Below are 19596 nucleotides of genomic sequence, written 5' to 3'. Positions count from 1 at the left end.
TTTGGCAGAAGGAAGGAAAATATTTTCTTAACGCGCCACCGCGAGTGCGCCACCCGACACCTGCGGAGATGATCCACAGAGCCGTCACGCTGGCCGCTCATGCCTGAAGGTCGAGAAAAATGGTGCGGGTGAAGGGACTTGAACCCCCACGCCTTGCGGCGCCAGAACCTAAATCTGGTGCGTCTACCAATTTCGCCACACCCGCACGCAGGTGCGCGCGGCACCCGGATCGGCTGGATATCTAACAAAGTGCCTCGGGCGACGCGAGAGGAAAAATCGCCCCAAGGCTTGCGGTGCCCCTACGGTCATTTTTACGCAGGGCCCGCTAGGGCGGGGCAGCGCCCCCAGCCCCCAGATCGCGCAGGACTGACGGGAGCGCCTCGGCAAGATCCTCGGCGATCAGCCCGGGACCGAAGTGGCGTGCCGCTTCGACATGCACGAAGGCGGCGGTCTGCGCGGCCTGCAGCGGCGCGGCGCCCCGCGCCAGGAGCCCGCAGGTCAGCCCGGCCAGCACATCGCCGGCCCCGGCGGTGGCGAGCCAGGGGGCGGCCCGCCCATAGGCCGCGGCATGGACCGAAGCCGGACCTCCCGGAGCGGCGATCACCGTGTCCGGGCCCTTCAAGAGCAGGGTGCAGCCTGCCCGCTCTGCCGCCGCCCGCGCCGCATCGACCCGCGAAAAGGCCGGCCCATGCTGCGCAGGCGCAGGCAGGCGCGCGGCAAGGTCCGGGAAGAGCCTGGCAAACTCGCCATCATGCGGGGTAAGAACGACGGCCGGATGCAATTGGGAAAAGAGCGTTTCGGGGGCGTCCGAATAGGCGCTCAGCGCGTCCGCATCCAGCACGGTCGCCCGGCCTGCGGCAAGCGCGACGGGCACCAGGTCGCGCGCGCGCTCGATCCCAAGGCCGGGCCCGAGGCAGAGCGCGTTGAGGCGCCCCTCCTCGAGGACTGCGCTGAGGTCTTCCCCCGCCTCCACCCGGCGCAGCATCAGCGCGGTGATCTGCGCCGCGACCTCCATCTGCGCCGCGCCCGGCACGGCGAGCGTCACCAGCCCCGCGCCGATCCGCAGCGCCGCGCGCGCGGCCAGACGCGCGGCGCCGGTCCGCCCGAAGCCGCCCCCCAGCACCAGCGCGTGACCATGGCCGTACTTGTGCCCGGCGCGCTTGGCGAGCGGGAAGGTCGGCGCCTCGATCAGCGCCGCGGGATCTGCGACCAGCCCGTCCGGTAGGCCGATCTCTGCCACCTCCAGCGCGCCGCAGAGCGCGGGCCCCTCCCCCAGGTAGTGCCCCAGCTTGGCGGCGTGGAAACTGACCGTGAGGTCCGCGCCGAAGACCGCGGCATCGTCACCGCCGATGCGCCGCCCGGAATCCGCGCAGAGCCCCGAGGGCAGATCCACTGCCACCCGCTGCCAGCCAGCGAATCCCGGCGCGTCCAAGCAGGAGAACACCTGCGCCACCTCCGGTCCGAGCCCGCGGGTGAGCCCCGTGCCGAAGAGCGCGTCGATCAGAACCCCCTTGGGTCCGGCGGCCACGGGCGGCGCATCGAAGGGCAGCCGGCCCACCGGACCGAGCGCCGACCAGCGGTCGTGGTTGAGCCGCGCATCCGGCGGCAGCCGATCGGCATCGCCCAGCAGAAAGACCTCCACCTGCCAGCCGAGCCCGGCCAGAAGCCGCGCGATGACGAAGCCGTCGCCGCCGTTGTTGCCCGGTCCGCAGAGCACCAGCGCATGCGCGGGAGCCATTGCAAGCTGGGGCCATCTTGCCAGCAGCGCCGTGACCACGCCCTGCCCCGCCCGCTCCATCAGATCGGCGCCACTGCCAGCCCCGCGGGCCATTCCTGTCCGCTCGGCGCTGCGCATTTGTGCAGCCGTCAAAAGGATGCTCATGCGGCGCACATGCGCGATTCAATTCTGCTCATTTCACAAGCGACTTGCGCAAAAAATAACCACATGCCAAAAATCGCCTCATATTTCCTTGCCCGGAAACCCTATCCGATTGTCGCGGTCGATGAGAAGTGGTCTGGCAGGGTCCGACACGGGAAAACGAGGAGACAGGGCCATGAAGAAGGTCGAGGCGATCATCAAGCCGTTCAAGCTCGACGAGGTTAAGGAAGCGTTGCAGGACGCAGGCATCCAAGGCCTCTCCGTGCTCGAAGTGAAAGGTTTCGGTCGTCAGAAAGGCCACACCGAGCTCTACCGGGGCGCGGAGTATGTGGTTGATTTTCTTCCGAAAGTGAAGATCGAAGTCGTCTTGGACGACGATCAGGTCGACGCCGCGATCGAGGCGATCATCTCTGCCGCGAAAACCGACAAGATCGGTGACGGCAAGATCTTCGTCAGCCCCATCGAGCAGGCCATCCGTATCCGCACCGGCGAATCCGGCTCCGACGCGCTCTGAGTCGAAACCGCCCTGCGTCATCTCCCGCGCGTCACCGGACGCGCGGCGAGCTGAAACCATCAGAACACACCGGACCCAAGTACAGAAAGGGAAGAAGGGAATGAGCAAGGACGCAGTTCTCAAGCTTATTAAGGATGAGGACGTAGCCTACGTCGACATCCGCTTTACCGACCCGCGCGGCAAGCTCCAGCACGTGACCGTCATCGCCGACCTCGTCGACGAAGACTTCCTCGACGAAGGCTTCATGTTCGACGGCTCGTCCATCGCCGGCTGGAAGTCGATTGAAGCTTCCGACATGAAGCTCATGCCCGACACCGAAAGCGCCTACATCGACCCGTTCTACGCCGAGAAGACGCTCTGCCTGCACTGCTCGGTCGTCGAACCCGACACCGGCGAAGCCTATGACCGCGACCCGCGCGGCACCGCGGCCAAGGCAGAAGCCTACCTGATCTCCTCGGGCATCGGCGATGCGGCCTACTTCGGCCCGGAAGCTGAATTCTTCCTGTTCGACGACGTGAAGTACTCGGTCGCCCCGAACAAGGTGTCCTACGAGGTCGACGCAGACCACGCTGCCTGGAACACCGACGCCGACTTCGAGATGGGCAACCTGGGCCACCGTCCGACCTACAAGGGCGGCTACTTCCCGGTGAACCCGATGGACGACGGCCAGGACATCCGTTCCGAGATGCTCTCGACCATGAAGCGTCTGGGCATGAAGGTCGACAAGCACCACCACGAAGTTGCGACCTCGCAGCACGAGCTGGGCCTGATCTTCGGCACGCTGACCAAGCAGGCTGACGAGCTCCAGAAGTACAAGTACATCATCCACAACGTGGCACAGGCCTACGGTCGTTCGGCAACCTTCATGCCGAAGCCGATCAAGGGCGACAACGGCTCGGGCATGCACGTGAACATGTCGATCTGGAAGGACGGCAAGCCGCTCTTCGCAGGCGACAAATACGCGGACCTGTCGCAGGAAGCGCTGTACTTCATCGGCGGCATCCTGAAGCACGCGAAGGCGCTGAACGCCTTCACCAACCCGGCGACCAACTCCTACAAGCGTCTGGTTCCGGGCTACGAAGCGCCGGTTCTGCGCGCCTACTCCGCACGCAACCGCTCGGGCTGCGTCCGTATTCCGTGGACCGAATCGCCGAAGGCAAAGCGTGTGGAAGCTCGCTTCCCCGACCCCTCGGCAAACCCCTATCTTTGCTTCGCGGCTCTGCTGATGGCTGGCCTCGACGGTATCAAGAACAAGATCGATCCGGGCGAAGCCATGGACAAGAACCTCTACGACCTTCCGCCGGAAGAGCTCGCAGAGATCCCGACCGTCTGCGGCTCGCTGCGCGAAGCGCTCACCGAGCTGGAAGCCGACATGGACTTCCTGCTGGCCGGCGACGTGTTCACCAAGAGCCAGGTCGAAGGCTACATCGCCCTGAAGATGGAAGAGCTCGAAGCCTACGAAATGACGCCGCACCCGGTGGAATTCGCACTGTACTACAGCTGCTGATCCGACTTTCACGGACAGCACGGAAAGGCGCCCCACGGGGCGCCTTTTTCATGCCGAAATTCTGCCCTGCATTCTCCAGATTGCCTTAGGAGTGTGGGCGACGAGGGAATTTCTACCTCGCGAGACACAGAGGACTTTTCAGTATGAACAAGGATTTCGCCGGGCGCTCCGAAACAGCCTCGCGGCCAAACGCGGTGCGGAACTTCGCCGCCGAGCCGGGAACGCCGTTCGCGGCCTACCCCGAAGACGACGCCCGCGCCCGAAGGCGGCGGATCCAGCGGCTGGTCCTGCTGAGCTTCAGCCTGGTCACGCTGCTGAGCCTCGCCGGTATGATCATCACCCGCGCGATGGAGATCGCATCGCTCTGACGCGCCCGACGCGCGGGGGCGGCTGGGCAAACTCCCGCCTTGTGACCTCACGTCTGGGCCGCATCCCTTTCCGCAGCCGGGGCCGCGCACTAGGTTGCTGCGGCACATGCGTTTGTTCGGAGTCCCAAGAATGCGCCGCACCTTTATGAATATCCTCGCAGCCGCCTCGCTGTCCCTCTCGGCCGGAGCCGCCATCGCGGCGAGCTGCGGCAACACCGCCTCGGGCTTCGATGCGTGGAAACGCGAATTCGCCGCCGAGGCGCAGCGCGCGGGCGTCGGCGAACGCGGCATTCAGGCGCTGATGGGCGCCCCCTACTCGAGCTACACGATCAAGGTCGACCGCAGCCAGAAGGGCGTCAAATACCCGCTCGACGAGTTCATCCGAATCCGCCTCGGCTCGGTCGATGGTTTCGCCGCACAGGTCCGCAAGCGCCGCGACCAGAACCGGCAGTTCTACAATGCCCTCGAGCAGCGCTACGGCGTGCCCGCCGGTATCCTGCTGGCGATCCACGGCATGGAAACCGGGTTCGGCCGGACCATGGGCAACGTGCCAGTCGTCTCCTCGATCACCACCGTGGCCTACGACTGCCGCCGCTCGGCCTTCTTCACACCGCACGCGATCGCGGCGCTGCAGATGGTCGACCGCGGGATGCTCTCGCCCAGCCAACAGGGCGCCGCCCATGGTGAGCTCGGCCATACCCAGTTCCTGCCGGGCAATGCGCTGCGCTACGGGGTCGACGGAAATGGCGACGGGCGGGTCGATTTCTACAACCAGTACGACGCTCTGGCCTCCACCGCCAATTTCTTGCGCCAGAAAGGCTGGCAGCCCGGTCAGCCCTTTGGCGAGGGCACAGCGAACTTCCGCGTGCTGAACGAATGGAACGCCGCGACCGTCTACCAGCAGGCCATTGCCTTGGTTGCGCAGAAAGTCGGCTAGTTTACATTTATGCAACCCGGGGTGGTCTGATTTTTTTCAAATCGTCCTCCCCGGGACCCGTTTGAGACAAAGTTCTTCCTCATTTGGCGCGCAAAACTGGCATCCAAGACCCTTGAGAAGGAACATGTGGATGACGGGCAAAGCCCCCTACGCGGCCCTCTACCTGCCCGACACGGCACGCCCGGATCTCGTCCAGTTGCTGAAAATGGCGGGCAAAACCCTGCTTGCGCATGACAATTCCTCGGGCCGCCCGCTTCTCGTCTCGCGCCGGCGTCTGGCGCTGATGGGTGACTGCATGGGGCTCTGCCTGACCCATTTCGACGGAACGCGCGGCACACCGCGCATCGTGCTGCGGGTGCTCTGCCGCGAAGGCGGTCTCGCCAGCGGCCCCAAGGCCATCGCGCTGCTGCTCGAGGCGGTGCGCCGACTCTCGCCGCTGTGTGCGGCAACCGAGATCGAGTGGCTCTCTCCCAGGACCCGGCTCTCGCCAGAGACCCTGCCCGACCAGCTCACCCGCCCGCCGCGCAAGCGGCTTGCGCCGATCGATCCCGCAGCCGAGAAGCTGCTGGCCGAGGGAATCCGAGACGCCATGGCCGAGACGCTGACCGATCCCGCCGAGCCGACCATTCCCAGGGCCTCGGGGCTGCCCATGGTCGTTGCGGTGTCCGATCCGGCGCAGACGCGGCTGTCGCTGGCGGCCTGGGCGATGACCGGGCTGCTGGCGATGATCAACCTGCCCGTCGCCTTGGTGCTGGCCGCCGTCGCTCTGTCACGCGGGATGGACATTCGCCTTGCGACGCAATTTCTCAGCTTCACCGTCCTCGGTGTCTTCCTCGACAATGCCGGACTGCTGAACCTGCCGCTCTAAGGCGTGCCTGGCCCGCGCTCGACAACGAAGGTGTGGATCGAGAAGACCACCGCCGCCGTTTCGGGCAGCCGCACGAGGCACTGACGCTCCGAGCGCAGATAGGGCGCGGTCGCGGGGTTGGCCCGGTCCGTGTTGCTGCGGCGCGGCCCCGGCTGGAACAGCGTGGGATCGTCGTGGAACAGCCGGTTGAATCGCACCAGCGGTTTGCCCGGGCGCACCCCGTCGAAGAGCCTCTGCACCCGGCGGCCGATGTTGTCATCATACTCGGGAATCGGAACGTGGATGACACTGAGCGGGCGCGAGATCTTGTCCGCCAGCCGCCAGCCCGCCGGGAAGCAGAGCACCGCCGCTGTCAGGACGTGCTCGTCGCCGCGTTTCTGCAGTAGGCACAGATCTTCCTGAACCAGCACGCCGAGCGTGCCCATGGGGTCGTTCCGGTCGAGCGTCACCTCGACGCCGTCGGGCCGGGTCACCACCTCGCCTTTGCGCGTGAAGGACTCGGGCAGATGCGCCAGAACCACCTCGAGCAGTTCCTGCGCCGCGGGCATCGCCTCGGGCTCGATCGCCAGCACCGCCGCGCGCTGCGTCGCCAGCAGGCGCTCGCGTTCTGCCATCTGCGCGGCATAGGCATCGTCGACCTGCAGCCAGGCCGCCGGATCGAGCGGAGCGATCCCCGGCAGGGGCTTCATCTGCGTCAGGTCATGGGGAATCCGTGCCTGCAGGATCATCACGTCATTCTCCGCTCTCGGCCCTCCAGAGGGGCAGCTTCTCGCGCAGCACGCAGACAGAGCGCTGCGGCGCGTAGCGCGGCAGATCGTCCAGGGCCACCCAGCGAAGGTCGTGTGATTCCGCGTTCCCAAGCAAGGGGTTCGCAGGGTCAGCCTCGAAGAGAAACCGCAAATCGTAGTGAAAATGTGCGGGCTCATCAGCGCGGGCGGGGATCTCGTGGATGTCGATGTCGAAAAGTCGCGGCGATAGCAGGCGGGCGGACAAACCGGTCTCTTCGACAATCTCGCGCGCGGCCACCCCCGCCACGTCCGGATCGCCGTCGCAATGTCCGCCGGGCTGCAGCCAGCGGCCCAGCTTGGCGTGATGCAACAGAAGCGTGAAGCCCCGGCAGGGAGAGACCACGAAGCCCGAACCGGTGACGTGATCCTTCATCGGGTCTCGGCCATAAGGATCGGCCTCGCGCGTCATCAGCGCCCCAAGAGCCGCCCAGTTCTGCCGATCGCGCGCGTCGCGCAGCTCCATGGTCCACGGCAAATCGGACATTTTCGCTCCTTGCGCGCCAAGGCCGGGAGCGATGCCCCCGGCCCTGTCATCGTCTCCATGGTCCACGCGCTCAAGGCTCGAGATCACGCCCCAGCGCCTCTTCCAGCGCAGGCAGGAAGTCCTCGGTGTAGAGCGTGCCGGCCAGAGGGCCGACGTGCTTGTGCAGCACCGTGCCGTCGCCGCCGAGGATGAAGGTCTCGGGCGGGCCGGTCACCCCCCATTCGATCGCCGCGCGGCCCTGCGGATCAAAAGGCACACCGATAAAGGGCGAGCCGTCTTCGGTCAGGTAGCCCGAGGCGGCCCCGGTCTTGTCCTTGTAGTTCACGCCCACGATGCGCACGCCCTGCTCCTGCAGGTGCAGCAGCACCGGATGCTCGGCGCGGCACGGGGGGCACCAGCTCGCCCAGAAGTTCACCACGGTCACCTCGCCAGTGCGCAGATCGGCATCCGCCACCGGGGGAAAACCGTCGAGCGTCGCCGCGGGCAAGGCCGGAGCCGGCTTGCCGATGAAGGTGGACGGCAGTGAGTTGGGATCGCCGCGCTGCATGCCGAAATAGGCCATCACCGCGAATCCGGCGAAGATCAGCGGCGGAATCACCATCAGCGGCGAGACCTTAGCCATGGCGTTTCACCCTCTGTTCGATCTTTTCGAGTTCGGCCCGGACGCGGCGGGCACGGCGCAGGCTCACGGCGACCAGCGCGCTGATCAGCGCCAGGCTCACCCCGTAGGAGGCGAGCACGGCAAAGGCGTATTTCCCCAGATCGGGCATCATGTCCGGCCCTCCCGTGCCAGCAGCGCGCGCGACCGGCGGGCGCGGATTTCGGTCTGCGTGCGCAGGAAGACCAGCGCCACGAAAAGCAGCACGAAACCGGCGATGCAGACCAGCAGCGGATACCAGAAGACGTCGGCGACGTTCTCTTCCTTGTCCAGCGACAGCGAGGCGCCCTGGTGCAGCCCCTGGTTCCAGAACAGCACCGCGTAGCGCGACAAGAGCGCGAAGACCGAGCCGACGAGGCAGAGGATCGAGGTCAAATCCGCCGCGGTGTCATCGTTTTCGATCGCCGACCACAGCGCCATGTAGCCAAGGTAGAACAGGAAGAGGATCAGGAAGGAAGTGAGCCGCGGATCCCAGGCCCACCAGGTCCCCCACATCGGCTGTCCCCAGAGCGCGCCGGTGGCCAGCGCGATGACGGTGAAGGTTGCCCCGACCGGCGCGGCGGCGCGCGCCGCCAGCGCCGAGACGTGGTGGCGGCGGACGATCCAGATCAGCGAGGCGACCAGCATCATGATCCAGGCATTGATCGCCATCAGCGCGGCGGGCACGTGCAGGTAGATGATCTTGACCGTGGCGCCCTGCCGGTAGTCGTCGGGGGTGAAGAAATAGCCCCAGACCAGCCCCACCCCGAGGCACACCACTGCCGCGACCGACACCCAGGGCAGGATGCGGTCGGTGGTGCGGATGAACTTCACCGGATTGGCGTATTCCCAGATCGACATGCGGCTCCCCTAGCCCAGCTCGCGCCTCTTTACACTTCAAATATTCGGCAGCGGCAATGCTTGCCGCCGCCCTGTGACCTCTCAGCGCAGGTTGATCCTCAGAACCGCGGCGCTGGCGAAAGGCAACAGCGCCAATGTGCCGAAGCTGATCCCGGCCAGCATCAGCAGCGGCGTCTGCACCGCCAGCCCCTCGGCCCCGCGCCGCGCGACCTCTGCGCCGAAGATCAGCGTCGGCACATAGAGCGGCAGCACGAGGATCGACAGCAGCAGCCCGCCCCGTTTCAGCCCCACCATCAGCGCCGCGCCGAAGGTGCCGATGACCGAAAGCGCCGGTGTGCCGAGTGCCAGCGAGACCAGCACCCAGAGGTATCCCGAGGGCGGCAGGCTCAGCAACACGCCGAGCGCGGGCGCTGCAAGCACCAGGGGCAGGCCGGTGGTGATCCAATGGGCCAGCGCCTTGATCGTGACGATCCCCTCCATCGGCAGCGGCGCCGTGGCCAGAAGGTCGAGCGAGCCGTCCTCCCAGTCGAGCGCGAAGATGCGGTCGAGCGACAGCAGGCAGGCCAGCAGCGCGCCGATCCACAAGACGCCCGGCGCAATGCGGCTCAGCAGGCCGGTTTCGGGGCCGACGCCGAAGGGGATGAGGACGGTGACGACGAGGAAGAAGGCAAGCCCGAGGCCAAAGCCCCCACCCGCGCGAACCGCGAGCCGCAAGTCCCTGAGAAGAAGCGCAATCACAAGAAGGCCTCATCTTCCAGAGACACCCGGGGCGCGGCCTTGAAGGGGGTGACGTCAAGCACCTCTGCCTCGTCCAGCCCCAGATCGATATGGGTTGCCAACAGCGCCGAGCCGCCCGCCGCCAGATGGCCGCGCACCGCCTCGGCAAAGCGCGCCACCGAGGCCGTGTCAAGCGAGACCGTCGGCTCGTCCAGCACCCAGACCGGGCGCCCGGTGACCATCAGCCGGGCCAGGCCCAAGCGGCGCTTCTGCCCGGCAGAAAGAGTTCCGGCCATGCGCTCCTCGAGCCCGCGCAGGTCGAAGGCCTCGAGAGCGGCCTCGATGTCGGTCTGCGCGAAGACCTGCGCCCAGAAGCGCAGGTTCTCGGTGACCGAGAGCATGGATTTCAGACCATCGGAATGAGCGGCATAGGCGATGCGCTCGCCCGCCCCCTCGATCTTGCCCTCGAAGGCCGGTTGCAGCCCGGCGATGGTGCGCAGCAAGGTGGTCTTGCCCGAGCCGTTCGGCCCGCGCAGCACGAGTGCGCGCCCGGAGGACAGCGTGAAGCTGAGCCGCTCCAGCACGGGCACGCCGCCCCGGGCGACGGCCAGATCGCGAACTGTCAAGGTCGTGGGCAGGGTCATGCCACGGGCTTACCCCAGCCGAATGGCCCGGGAAAGCGCGAAAGCCGCGCCGCGACAAGCTGTTGCAGGGTCATGGCTGGTCCGGCACAGGCGCCGCGGGCGCGGCCGGATTGGCTAAGGCTCCGAAGATGCCAGGTCAGACGGGCATGGCCGCCAGAGCCACCCGGCGTCCCTCGCCCAGCAGCACGTTGTAGGTGCGGCAGGCCGACGGCGAGTTCATCACCTCGACCCCGACGCCCGCTTCTTCGAGCCGGCTCGACAGCGTCTTGGGCAGCAACGCGATGTCGCCCCCCGTGCCGACGAAGAGCACGTCGATCTTGCCCGCGAGCGAGACCAGCGTGTCCTCGTCCGACAGTCCCGCCCAAGGCTTCATGCCATCGGGAGAGAGGCAGACGCCGCCATCGACAGGACGCCCGCCAATGCGGAAAAATCCCGGGCCGTAGCCTTCGACCGGCATCGCGTCGCTGAAGTTGATTTCATTCATCCGCATGGTTCTTCCCCTGGTCCCATACAGGCGGCCCGAAGCGGACCGCGGTCCCTGTGATCGCGCCGATCCCGCTGTGCACCCCCTCCCGAAACGATGCACGAAGCATGATCATGCCGCGCTGCGGCAGCATAAGGCCGAAACATGAAAAATCAAAGCTAATTACCCCGCGCGACCATTGCCCCGCTGCTTGGGGCGGGCAGCGGGGGGCGCAGGTGGAGGGCCAGCATAGCGGGGATATACGAAAGCGACAAAGCCCTAGACCAAAGTCTAGGGCCTTGCTCGCGCACCGGCGCAAAAACCGGCAGTCCGGCCCGAGGTTGCACGTCTCGGGGCGCGCCGGGGCTGGTTTCCCGGCCCCGGAAGCCGGCTCAGACGCTGCTGCCGGTCTTCTTGGCCTCGGCCTCTGCCTCGGTCTTGCTCCAGTCGCGTTTGACGCCGAGCCAGAGCAGCACGGTCGAGGCGACGAAGACCGAGGAGTAAGTCCCCACGAAGACGCCCCAGATCATCGCGAAGACGAATCCGCGGATCACGTCCCCCCCCAGCGCGAAGAGCGCGAAGAGCGCCAGCAGCGTGGTGAAGGAGGTCATGAAGGTCCGGCTGAGGGTCTCGTTGATCGAGAGGTTCAGCACCTCCTTGAGCTCGGTTTTCTTGTACTTGATGAGGTTCTCGCGGACTCGGTCGAAGACCACGACGGTGTCGTTGAGCGAATAGCCGACGATGGTCAGCAGCGCCGCGATGGTGGTCAGGTCGAACTTCATCTGGAGCTCGGAGAAGACGCCGATCGTCAGCACCACGTCGTGCACCAGCGCCAGCACCGCGCCGAGCGCGAACTGCCATTCGAAGCGCAGCCAGATGTAGATCAGCACCGCGCCGATGGCCAGAACCACCGCCTCGACCGCGGTCCAGATCAACTCGCCCGACACCTTGGGGCCGACGGATTCCACCGAGACGAACTCGATGTCCGGCGCGACGCCCTGCAGCGCCGCCTCGACCTGAGCGATGGTCTCGGGGGTGACGGCCTCTTCCTCGTCCTGCGCCTGGATGCGGACCATGGCGACGTTCTGATCCGGCCCGAAGGACGGGTCGAATACTTCGGAGATCACCACGTCGCCCAGCCCCAGCGTGCCGAGCGCGTCGCGGTAGGCGCCGACGTCCACCACCTCGGCGCTCTGCGTGCGGATGGTGGTGCCGCCGCGGAAGTCGATGCCGTAGTTCAGGCCGCGCACGCCGAAGCTGACCAGCGCCAGCACGATCATCAGGCCGGAGATGCCGAACCACAGCTTCCAGCGCTTGAAGAAGTCGAAGCTCGTATTGTCGGGAATGACACGAAGACGCATGGCTCAGACCTCGATGGTTTTGGGACGGCGGCGTTCGAACCACATCGCGATCAGCAGCCGGGTGACATAGATCGCGGTGAAGACCGAGGTGACGATGCCGAGGCCGAGGGTGATGGCGAAACCGCGCACCGGACCCGAGCCCATGACATAGAGGATGATCGCCGTGATGATGGTGGTGATGTTGGCGTCGACGATGGCCGACAGCGCCTTTTCATAGCCAAGCTCGATGGCCCGTGCCGGCCCGCGCGCGGTCTTCAGTTCCTCGCGGATACGCTCGAAGATCAGCACGTTGGCGTCCACCGCCATACCGACGGTCAGCACGATGCCGGCGATGCCGGGCAGCGTCAGCGTCGCGCCGATCATCGACAGCAGGCCGAAGATCAGCCCGACGTTCACGATGAGCGCGATATTTGCGAAGATGCCGAAGAGCCCGTAGCTCGCCCACATGAAGCCGAGCACCGCGACGAAGGCCACGCCTGTCGCCAGCTTGCCCGCTTCGATGCTGTCCTGTCCCAGTTCCGGACCGATGGTCCGTTCCTCGAGGAAGTCGAGCCCGGCGGGCAGCGCCCCGGCGCGCAGCAGCACGGCGAGGTTTGTGGATTCCTCGACCGAGAACTGGCCGGTGATGATGCCCGAGCCGCCGGGGATGTGGCTCTGGATCACCGGGGCCGAGATCACCTCGTCGTCGAGAACGATGGCGAAGGGCGAGCCGATGTTGGCGGCGGTGTAGTCGCCGAACTTGCGCGCGCCGCTCGGGTTGAAGCGGAAGGTTACCGCCGGACGGCCGTTCTGGTCGAAGCTCGGCTGGCTGTCGGTCAGCTCCTCGCCGGTGACGACGGGCGCCTGCTCGAGCACGTAGTAGACCCCCTCCTCGTTCATCGCGGGCAAGAGCTCGTTGCCCACGCCGGGGGTGGTGTCGGCGTTGGTGGTGCGGCTGACGACCGGCTGGAAGGTCAGCTGGGCGGTGGTGCCGATGATGTCCTTGAGCTCGGCGGCCGAGCCGATTCCCGGCACCTGGATCAGGATGCGGTCGCTGCCCTGCCGCTGGATCGTCGGCTCGCGGGTGCCGACCTCATCGATCCGGCGCCGGATGATTTCCAGCGACTGCTGCATGGTGCGCTCGTCGGTGGCCTGTTTCTCGGCCTCCGACAGGGTCACGACGATCTCGTCGCCCTGCCCGCTGACCTCGAGGTCGTTGGAGCCGGCGCCGGTGAGCGAGGTCACCGGACGCGCGAGACCGCGCACCAGCTCCAGCGCGCGGGCCATGCCGTCGGGGTTGGAGATGCGCACGCGCAGCTCGCCGGCCGGTGAGGGCTGCAGGCGGATGGTGCCGACCGTATCGCGCTCGGGGCGCAGGATGTCGCGCACGTCGGGCCAGAGCGCCTCGAGCCGCGAGGCGTAGACGTCGGCGACCTTTACCTCGGCGAGCAGATGCGCCCCGCCGCGCAGGTCGAGGCCGAGGTTGACCAACCCGGAGGGCAGCCAGCTCGGCCAGCTCGCGGCGGCCGCCTCTCGCTCGGGCGTGGCACCCGACTTTTCGATGGCGGCAACCGCGTCATTGTGGGATTCTACCCTGTTGTAGAACAGGTTAGGGCTGGCCAAGGCCAGCCCTACGATCACGAGCGCCCAGATGGTCAGGCGTTTCCAAAGATCGATCTGAAGCATTGTCTGGGGCGCTTTCGCGTTGGGATCAGGACTCGGCGGGCTCGGTCTTCGACAGGACCTGAGCAACTGTGCTCTGGATCACGCGGACCTTGACGCCCTCGGCGATCTCGACCTCGACCTCGCCGCCTTCCTTGACCTTCACCACCTTGCCGATGAGGCCGCCTTGGGTGACAATCTGATCGCCGCGACGCAGGGCGCTGACCATCTTCTGGTGCTCTTTCACTTTCTTCTGCTGCGGACGGATCAGCAGGAAGTACATGATGCCGAAGATCAGGATCAGGGGGACGAACTGGGCGACTGCGCTGCCATCCATGGGCGGGCTCCTCTTGGTGTTATATGGGGGACACCCCCCGCAAAATTTGGCCGGAACCTATGTGCGATCCTCCGCCGATGCAAGGCGCGATGGGACGGGGCACACCGCATGCGCGGGCGATGCGCGCGCCATGCACACACGTGTGCGTGATGGACGTGCGCCCGGCGGACCTCTACCTTCCGCTGCGCCCCCAGCGGAAGACGCCCATACTCCGATGACACGATCCCGCAAAGCGCGGCTCCCGCGCCTCCTTGCTGCCCTCCTCTTTCTCGCCCTTCTCTTCCTCGCCCTGCCTGCCGCCGCGCAGGCCCCCCTGCCGCTGCCGGCCGAAGACCACGCCGGGTGGCAGGCGATCGGCCGGGTCAACACCCGCGGCTACAACCGGCGCGGCATGTGTTCGGGCACGCTTGTCGCGCCTGCCCTCGTGCTTACCGCCGCGCATTGCGTGGCCGGCCCCGAGGGCGACCCGGTGGACCCCGCACGGCTGCATTTTGTCGCCGGGTGGCTCGGCGGCGCCTACGCCGATCACGCGCAGGTGGCCTCCTACGAGGCGCACCCCGAGGCCTACAGGGGCCACCGGCTCGACATCGAGCACGACCTTGCCGTGCTCACCCTCGCCCGCCCGCTGACGGTGGCCCCGTTGACGCTCGGCAGCACATCCGCCCCACCCTTCGCGCTTCTCGGCTACCATGACACGCAGCCCAACCGGCTCTCGGCGCGCTTTGATTGCGACGGGGCGCGCGAGCATGCCCTGCTGCGCCTGGGCTGCCCGGTGCGGCCCGGCAATTCCGGCGGGCCGGTGCTGGCGCGCGAGCCCGGTGCTCCCGATGCCCCGTGGCGCGTCATCGGCGTTGTCAGCGCCACCAACGCGCGCAGCACGCTCGCCGTGCCGGTGGATGACTGGCTCCGGACGCGTCTTACGCGCGGCTCCCCCTACACTCCCTGAGCTTTTCAGGGCATAACCCGCGCGAGTCGCACATAAAGAGGACGAGACCGATGCACGACATCAGCGCCATTCGCGAAAACCCCGCCGCCTTCGATGCGGCGCTCTCGCGCCGGGGTGTGGAGAATGCCTCGGCCCCCGTGCTGGCGCTGGACGAAGAGCGCCGCGCCGCGATCCATGCCGCCGAGACCGCGCAGGCCGCGCAGAACGCCGCCTCCAAGGACGTCGGCAAGGCAAAGGCCAGCGGCGACGAGGCCGAATTCGAGCGCCTGCGCGCGCTGGTCGCCGAGAAGAAGGCCGAAGTCGCCCAGATGCAGGGCCGGGCCAAGGAGCTCGACGCGCAGCTGACCGACATGCTGATGGGCATTCCCAACCTGCCCTTCGACGACACGCCCGACGGCGCCGACGAGGACGACAACGTCGAGATCCGCCGCTGGGGCACGCCGAAGAGCTTCGACTTCACCCCCAAGGAGCATTACGAGCTGCCCTCGGTGGTGCCCGGCATGGACTTCGAGACCGCGGCCAAGCTCTCCGGCTCGCGCTTCGTGCTGCTCTCGGGCGCCGTGGCCCGCGTGCACCGCGCGCTGGCGCAGTTCATGCTCGACACCCACGTCGAGGAGAACGGCCTGTCGGAGACCTGGACCCCGGTGCTGGTGCTCGACGAGATGATGTACGGCACCGGCCAGCTGCCGAAGTTCGGCGAGGACAGCTACCAGACCCGCGAGGGCTGGTGGCTGGTGCCCACCGCCGAGGTGACGCTGACCAATATCGTCAATGGCGCGACGGTCGAGGAAAGCTACCTGCCCCGCCGCTACGTGGCGCACACGCAATGTTTCCGCTCCGAGGCGGGCTCGGCCGGCCGCGACACCGCGGGCATGCTGCGCCAGCATCAGTTCGAGAAGGTCGAGATGGTCTCGATCACCCATCCCGAGAAAAGCCGCGACGAGCACGACCGGATGACGAAATGCGCCGAGGGCATTCTCGGGAAACTCGGCCTGCCCTATCGCACCGTGGTTCTGTGCACCGGCGACATGGGCTTCGGCGCGCGCCGCACGCATGACATCGAGGTCTGGCTGCCCGGCCAGAATCAGTACCGCGAGATCAGCTCGGTCTCGGTCTGCGGCGATTTTCAGGCGCGTCGGATGAACGCCCGCTTCAAGCCCGAAGGGGGCGGCAAGCCGGAGTTCCTGCACACGCTGAACGGCTCGGGGCTCGCCGTTGGGCGCTGCCTGATCGCGGTGCTGGAGAACGGCCAGCAGGCGGACGGCTCGGTCGATCTGCCCGAGGCGCTGCATCCGTGGCTGCGCGGCAAGACCCGCATCGCCGCCGACGGCACGCTGGTCTGAGGGGCGGGAACCAAGATGATCTGGGTCCGGCCGCTCTTGCTGTTTCTCGCGGCGATCGCCTTCGCGGCCTCGCCGCTGGTGTTCCCCGGGTTCACCGGATTCGCGCCGGACGCCTTTCCGGTCCCGCAGGTCGACCCGCCGGTGCAGCCCGCGGGCTACGCTTTCGCGATCTGGGGGCTGATCTATCTGTGGCTCATCGCCGGCACCGGATTCGGCCTCTTTCGCCGCTCGGACGATTACGACTGGATGGACCATCGCGACCCGCTGCTGATCAGCCTTGCGGTGGGCATCTTCTGGCTTCCGGTGGCGCAGGTCTCTCCGATCGCCGCCACCGCGATGATCTGGGTCATGCTGGTGACCGCCCTTCTGGCGCTCTTCCGCGCCGGCGACATGGACCGCTGGTGGCAGATCGCCCCCATCGCGATCTACGCGGGCTGGCTGACGGCGGCCTCCTGCGTCTCCGTAGGGCTTTTGCTGGCAGGCTACGGGCTGCTGCCCGAGACCCCGGCGGCGCTGCTGGCGCTGGCCCTGGCGCTGGCGATCTCGGTCATCGCGCAATACCGGCTGCACCGCGCGCCGCTTTACGGGATCACGGTGATCTGGGCGCTCATCGCGGTGATCGTCGCCAACGCCAGCCCGCTGAACTTCGCGGTGGCCGGGCTCGCCGCAGCGGGCATCTTCGCGATCCTCGCGCTGCGCGGCACCGACACCGAGTAGGCGGCTTTTCGCCACCCGAAAACGATCACCTCCGCGGAGCGACCCGCGGAGGTGACGGAGGACGTCGAAAGATCGACCCGAGGATCAACCAGAGCCGCAACGATCAGGAGTATCGAGATCTCCCCCCAATCGGCCATGGCCTCCCCTTCGGCGAGGGCTGCTGTCAGTCGGTCGGGATCATGACCACTGTGGTGCGGATCTCGTAGGGCAGGATCACAATCTCATGCACTTCGGGATCGTCGCCCGAAACCGAGATCTGCGTTGCCGCTTCGCAGATATTCGCCTCTGCCTCGGTTGCGGACCCCGCCTTTTCTTCGGCCGCGGCGACGATTCCCTCTTCGACCGCGATGATGAAACCCTGGCATTTCACCTGCTTGACGTTGGCGAAAGCCGCGGTCGAAGACAGGGCGACCACGGCTGCGATGGCGGAAAGATGAGTCAATTTCATGTCAAATACTCCAAATCAAAGTGAATCGAACTTTACCTAGCGTCACTTATCCTTGCAACCTTATGTTGAAGCTCAGGTACCGAAGATAAACCAAGCTGCGGGCGCGCAATCTTCGCGGGAAATCTTCTCGTAAAGGGTGAACATCTCGGGATTGCCACCCGCAATGCCGGGCGTCCCGCCCAAACGCAAAAGCGCCGGAGCATCTGCTCCGGCGCTTGCCCGCGTCACGGGGTCGGCTCAGCCCTTCTGCTTGGGCAGCTTGCCGAGGTGCTTCTTGAGCGCGCCGGCGTTTTTCTCGCGGCGGCCCTTGTAGGGGTTCTTGTCGCCCTGCCCGCGCAGTGTCAGGCGGATCGGCGTACCGGGCATGTCGAAGGCTTCGCGCAGGCCATTGACCAGGTAGCGCGTGTAGCTGTCGGGCATGTCCTGCGGCCGCGAGCACATCACCACGAAGCCCGGCGGCCGGGTCTTGGCCTGGGTCATGTAGCGCAGCTTGATGCGGCGGCCCTGCGGTGCGGGCGGCGGGTGGCTCGACACCATGCCCTCGAGCCAGCGGTTGAGCTGGCCGGTCGAAACCCGCCGGTTCCAGGTGGTCCAGGCCTTCATGATCGCCGCGTTGAGACGGTCGAGCCCGCGCCCGGTCTTGGCCGAGACGGTGACCAGCGGCGCGCCGCGCAGCTGCGGCAGCAGCCGGTCGAAGGCCTCCTTGAGGTCGCGCAGCTTCTCCTGCTTGTGCTCTTCGACGTCCCACTTGTTGACCGCGACCACCACCGCCCGGCCTTCACGCTCGGCAAGGTCCGCGATGCGCAGGTCCTGCTGCTCGAAGGGGATGGCGGCATCGAGAAGCACCACCACGACCTCGGCGAACTTGACCGCGCGCAGACCGTCCGAGACCGAGAGCTTCTCGAGCTTTTCCTGCACCTTGGCGCGCTTGCGCATGCCAGCCGTGTCGAAGATGCGCATCGGAACGCCTTCCCAGTCCAGCCGGACCGAGATCGCGTCGCGGGTGATCCCCGCCTCGGGGCCGGTCAGCAGCCGGTCCTCGCCGAGGATCTTGTTGATCAGCGTCGACTTGCCGGCGTTGGGGCGGCCGACCACGGCGATCTGCATCGGCTTGCCCGCGGTCGGCATGACCAGCTTGGCCTCGCCGTCCTCATCGTCGCCCAGCTCGTCCTCGTCGAGCTCCAGCTCGGTCTCGGGCGCCTCCTCGGCAGCCCGCTCGGCAAAGGCATCGGCCAGCGGCATCAGCGCACTGTAGAGTTCGGGCAGACCCTCGCCATGCTCGGCCGAGAGCCGGATCGGCTCGCCGAGGCCAAGGCTGTAGGCCTCGATCACACCGGCGTCGGCAGCCGAGCCCTCGCCCTTGTTGGCGGCAAGGATCACATGCGCCGAGCGCTTGCGCAGGATCTCGGCGAAGACCTCGTCGGTCGGGGTCACGCCGACGCGCGCATCGATCATGAAGAGGCAGATGTCGGCCATGTCCACCGCACGCTCGGTGAGCTTGCGCATACGGCCCTGCAGCGACTCGTCGGTGGCCTCCTCGAGACCCGCCGTGTCGATGACGGTGAAGCGCAGGTCGCCGAGCTTGCCCTCGCCCTCGCGCAGGTCGCGGGTGACGCCGGGCTGGTCGTCGACCAGCGCGAGCCGCTTGCCGACCAGGCGGTTGAACAGGGTGGACTTGCCAACGTTGGGGCGGCCGACGATGGCGAGGGAGAATGTCATGGCACGCACCTCTTGCGGATTCAAACCCCGCCTTTAACGCAAAGCTCGGGCAGGAGAAAGGGATCTCGAACGTGGCCCTGCTTATGGGCGCCGCCGGGACAATCAGTTCCTGAAGATAGGACAGGCCGCACCCCGTCCGTCGCCCCTTTCCAAATACGCGTGCCCCAACGCAAACGCCCGCGCCGCCGGTCGGGCAGCGCGGGCGCGTCTCGGGGGCGGCGCGGCTTACGTCAGATCGCCGGGCAGCAGTGCGTCGGGCAGGTTCTGGTAGCTCACCGGGCGCAGGAAGCGGCGGATCGAGAGCGTGCCCACCGAGGTGGCGCCGAAGTTGGTGCTCGCGGGGTAAGGCCCGCCGTGGACCATCGCGTCGCAGACCTCGACGCCGGTCGGGAACCCGTTGACCAGCAGCCGGCCGGC

General features: G+C 66.9%; 22 protein-coding genes, 1 tRNA gene and 1 pseudogene. 8 read left to right on the top strand and 16 right to left on the bottom strand.

Features of this window, described 5'->3' with window-relative positions:
* Positions 1 to 120: 120 nt before the first annotated feature.
* A tRNA-Leu gene (locus G0Q01_RS15295) sits at positions 121 to 205 on the bottom strand.
* Positions 206 to 325: 120 nt separating this feature from the next.
* Entirely contained in the window at positions 326 to 1882 is a 1557-nt protein-coding gene (locus G0Q01_RS15290) for an NAD(P)H-hydrate dehydratase (protein ID WP_164213606.1), read from the bottom strand.
* A 172-nt stretch (positions 1883 to 2054) separates the two neighbouring features.
* On the opposite strand from G0Q01_RS15290, the gene G0Q01_RS15285 reads away from it, so the two are divergent.
* The 5 genes from G0Q01_RS15285 to G0Q01_RS15265 all read left to right on the top strand — a co-directional run bounded on the left by G0Q01_RS15285 (position 2055) and on the right by G0Q01_RS15265 (position 6073).
* Positions 2055 to 2393 carry a P-II family nitrogen regulator gene (locus G0Q01_RS15285; RefSeq protein ID WP_108965157.1) on the top strand — a complete coding sequence of 113 codons (339 nt, stop codon included), beginning with the start codon at positions 2055 to 2057 and terminating at the stop codon, positions 2391 to 2393.
* A 100-nt stretch (positions 2394 to 2493) separates the two neighbouring features.
* Positions 2494 to 3900 (top strand): type I glutamate--ammonia ligase, encoded by a 1407-nt coding sequence (gene glnA / locus G0Q01_RS15280; RefSeq protein ID WP_108965156.1) that lies wholly within the window; start codon positions 2494 to 2496, stop codon positions 3898 to 3900.
* A gap of 143 nt (positions 3901 to 4043) precedes the next feature.
* Positions 4044 to 4268, top strand: a complete 225-nt coding sequence (locus tag G0Q01_RS15275; RefSeq protein ID WP_164196396.1) for a hypothetical protein — start codon at positions 4044 to 4046, stop codon at positions 4266 to 4268.
* A 130-nt stretch (positions 4269 to 4398) separates the two neighbouring features.
* Positions 4399 to 5205, top strand: a complete 807-nt coding sequence (locus tag G0Q01_RS15270) for a lytic transglycosylase domain-containing protein (RefSeq protein WP_370457275.1) — start codon at positions 4399 to 4401, stop codon at positions 5203 to 5205.
* A 130-nt stretch (positions 5206 to 5335) separates the two neighbouring features.
* A complete protein-coding gene (locus tag G0Q01_RS15265; protein WP_164196395.1) occupies positions 5336 to 6073 on the top strand; it encodes a hypothetical protein in 738 nt (245 codons plus the stop codon).
* On the opposite strand, the gene G0Q01_RS15260 is transcribed toward G0Q01_RS15265, so the two are convergent.
* From G0Q01_RS15260 to yajC, 11 genes are all read right to left on the bottom strand, one after another.
* Complete coding sequence (locus tag G0Q01_RS15260; protein WP_164196394.1) at positions 6070 to 6801, bottom strand: DUF3445 domain-containing protein; 732 nt, start codon at positions 6799 to 6801, stop codon at positions 6070 to 6072. The genes G0Q01_RS15265 and G0Q01_RS15260 overlap by 4 nt on opposite strands.
* A gap of 4 nt (positions 6802 to 6805) precedes the next feature.
* Entirely contained in the window at positions 6806 to 7345 is a 540-nt protein-coding gene (locus G0Q01_RS15255; protein WP_235940174.1) for an NUDIX hydrolase, read from the bottom strand.
* 70 nt (positions 7346 to 7415) lie between these two features.
* Positions 7416 to 7967 (bottom strand): DsbE family thiol:disulfide interchange protein, encoded by a 552-nt coding sequence (locus tag G0Q01_RS15250; protein WP_235940172.1) that lies wholly within the window; start codon positions 7965 to 7967, stop codon positions 7416 to 7418.
* Positions 7960 to 8118: a heme exporter protein CcmD gene (gene ccmD / locus G0Q01_RS15245; protein WP_203595039.1), complete on the bottom strand. Its 159-nt coding sequence runs from the start codon at positions 8116 to 8118 to the stop codon at positions 7960 to 7962. The genes G0Q01_RS15250 and ccmD overlap by 8 nt, the downstream gene beginning before the upstream one ends.
* Positions 8115 to 8843, bottom strand: a complete 729-nt coding sequence (locus tag G0Q01_RS15240) for a heme ABC transporter permease (protein WP_164196392.1) — start codon at positions 8841 to 8843, stop codon at positions 8115 to 8117. Before G0Q01_RS15240 ends, ccmD begins: the two co-directional genes overlap by 4 nt.
* A gap of 81 nt (positions 8844 to 8924) precedes the next feature.
* Positions 8925 to 9581 carry a heme exporter protein CcmB gene (gene ccmB, locus G0Q01_RS15235; RefSeq protein ID WP_164213605.1) on the bottom strand — a complete coding sequence of 219 codons (657 nt, stop codon included), beginning with the start codon at positions 9579 to 9581 and terminating at the stop codon, positions 8925 to 8927.
* Positions 9578 to 10204 (bottom strand): heme ABC exporter ATP-binding protein CcmA, encoded by a 627-nt coding sequence (ccmA, locus tag G0Q01_RS15230; RefSeq protein ID WP_164196390.1) that lies wholly within the window; start codon positions 10202 to 10204, stop codon positions 9578 to 9580. The genes ccmB and ccmA overlap by 4 nt, the downstream gene beginning before the upstream one ends.
* A 136-nt stretch (positions 10205 to 10340) precedes the next feature.
* Positions 10341 to 10694: an Mth938-like domain-containing protein gene (locus G0Q01_RS15225; protein WP_108965148.1), complete on the bottom strand. Its 354-nt coding sequence runs from the start codon at positions 10692 to 10694 to the stop codon at positions 10341 to 10343.
* Between the two features lie 365 nt (positions 10695 to 11059).
* On the bottom strand, positions 11060 to 12028 hold the full coding sequence (secF, locus tag G0Q01_RS15220) for a protein translocase subunit SecF (RefSeq protein WP_164196389.1): 969 nt from the start codon (positions 12026 to 12028) through the stop codon (positions 11060 to 11062).
* 3 nt (positions 12029 to 12031) lie between these two features.
* Positions 12032 to 13693: a protein translocase subunit SecD gene (gene secD / locus G0Q01_RS15215; protein WP_164196388.1), complete on the bottom strand. Its 1662-nt coding sequence runs from the start codon at positions 13691 to 13693 to the stop codon at positions 12032 to 12034.
* 25 nt (positions 13694 to 13718) lie between these two features.
* Positions 13719 to 14006 carry a preprotein translocase subunit YajC gene (yajC, locus tag G0Q01_RS15210; protein WP_092431329.1) on the bottom strand — a complete coding sequence of 96 codons (288 nt, stop codon included), beginning with the start codon at positions 14004 to 14006 and terminating at the stop codon, positions 13719 to 13721.
* 214 nt (positions 14007 to 14220) lie between these two features.
* Between yajC and G0Q01_RS15205 the strand changes: the two genes are divergently transcribed.
* Genes G0Q01_RS15205 through G0Q01_RS26610 form a run of 3 tightly spaced genes read left to right on the top strand, consistent with a single transcriptional unit; the run spans position 14221 to position 17012 of the window.
* On the top strand, positions 14221 to 14952 hold the full coding sequence (locus tag G0Q01_RS15205) for a serine protease (protein WP_164196387.1): 732 nt from the start codon (positions 14221 to 14223) through the stop codon (positions 14950 to 14952).
* 50 nt (positions 14953 to 15002) lie between these two features.
* A complete protein-coding gene (serS, locus tag G0Q01_RS15200; RefSeq protein WP_164213604.1) occupies positions 15003 to 16295 on the top strand; it encodes a serine--tRNA ligase in 1293 nt (430 codons plus the stop codon).
* A gap of 15 nt (positions 16296 to 16310) precedes the next feature.
* Positions 16311 to 17012: a hypothetical protein gene (locus tag G0Q01_RS26610; RefSeq protein ID WP_203595038.1), complete on the top strand. Its 702-nt coding sequence runs from the start codon at positions 16311 to 16313 to the stop codon at positions 17010 to 17012.
* Positions 17013 to 17175: 163 nt separating this feature from the next.
* On the opposite strand, the gene G0Q01_RS15190 is transcribed toward G0Q01_RS26610, so the two are convergent.
* The 3 genes and pseudogenes from G0Q01_RS15190 to G0Q01_RS15180 form a co-directional block, all read right to left on the bottom strand.
* Entirely contained in the window at positions 17176 to 17460 is a 285-nt protein-coding gene (locus G0Q01_RS15190) for a hypothetical protein (RefSeq protein WP_164196384.1), read from the bottom strand.
* 237 nt (positions 17461 to 17697) lie between these two features.
* Entirely contained in the window at positions 17698 to 19179 is a 1482-nt protein-coding gene (der, locus tag G0Q01_RS15185) for a ribosome biogenesis GTPase Der (protein ID WP_164196383.1), read from the bottom strand.
* A 225-nt stretch (positions 19180 to 19404) separates the two neighbouring features.
* Positions 19405 to 19596: pseudogene (locus tag G0Q01_RS15180) on the bottom strand (aldehyde dehydrogenase); the annotation flags it as partial.

It is taken from the genome of Salipiger sp. PrR007 (genome assembly GCF_010499845.1).
Classification (GTDB): domain Bacteria; phylum Pseudomonadota; class Alphaproteobacteria; order Rhodobacterales; family Rhodobacteraceae; genus Salipiger; species Salipiger pacificus_A.
Note: the sequence above shows the minus strand (reverse complement) of the source record. Positions and strands in the feature narration are given on the sequence as shown.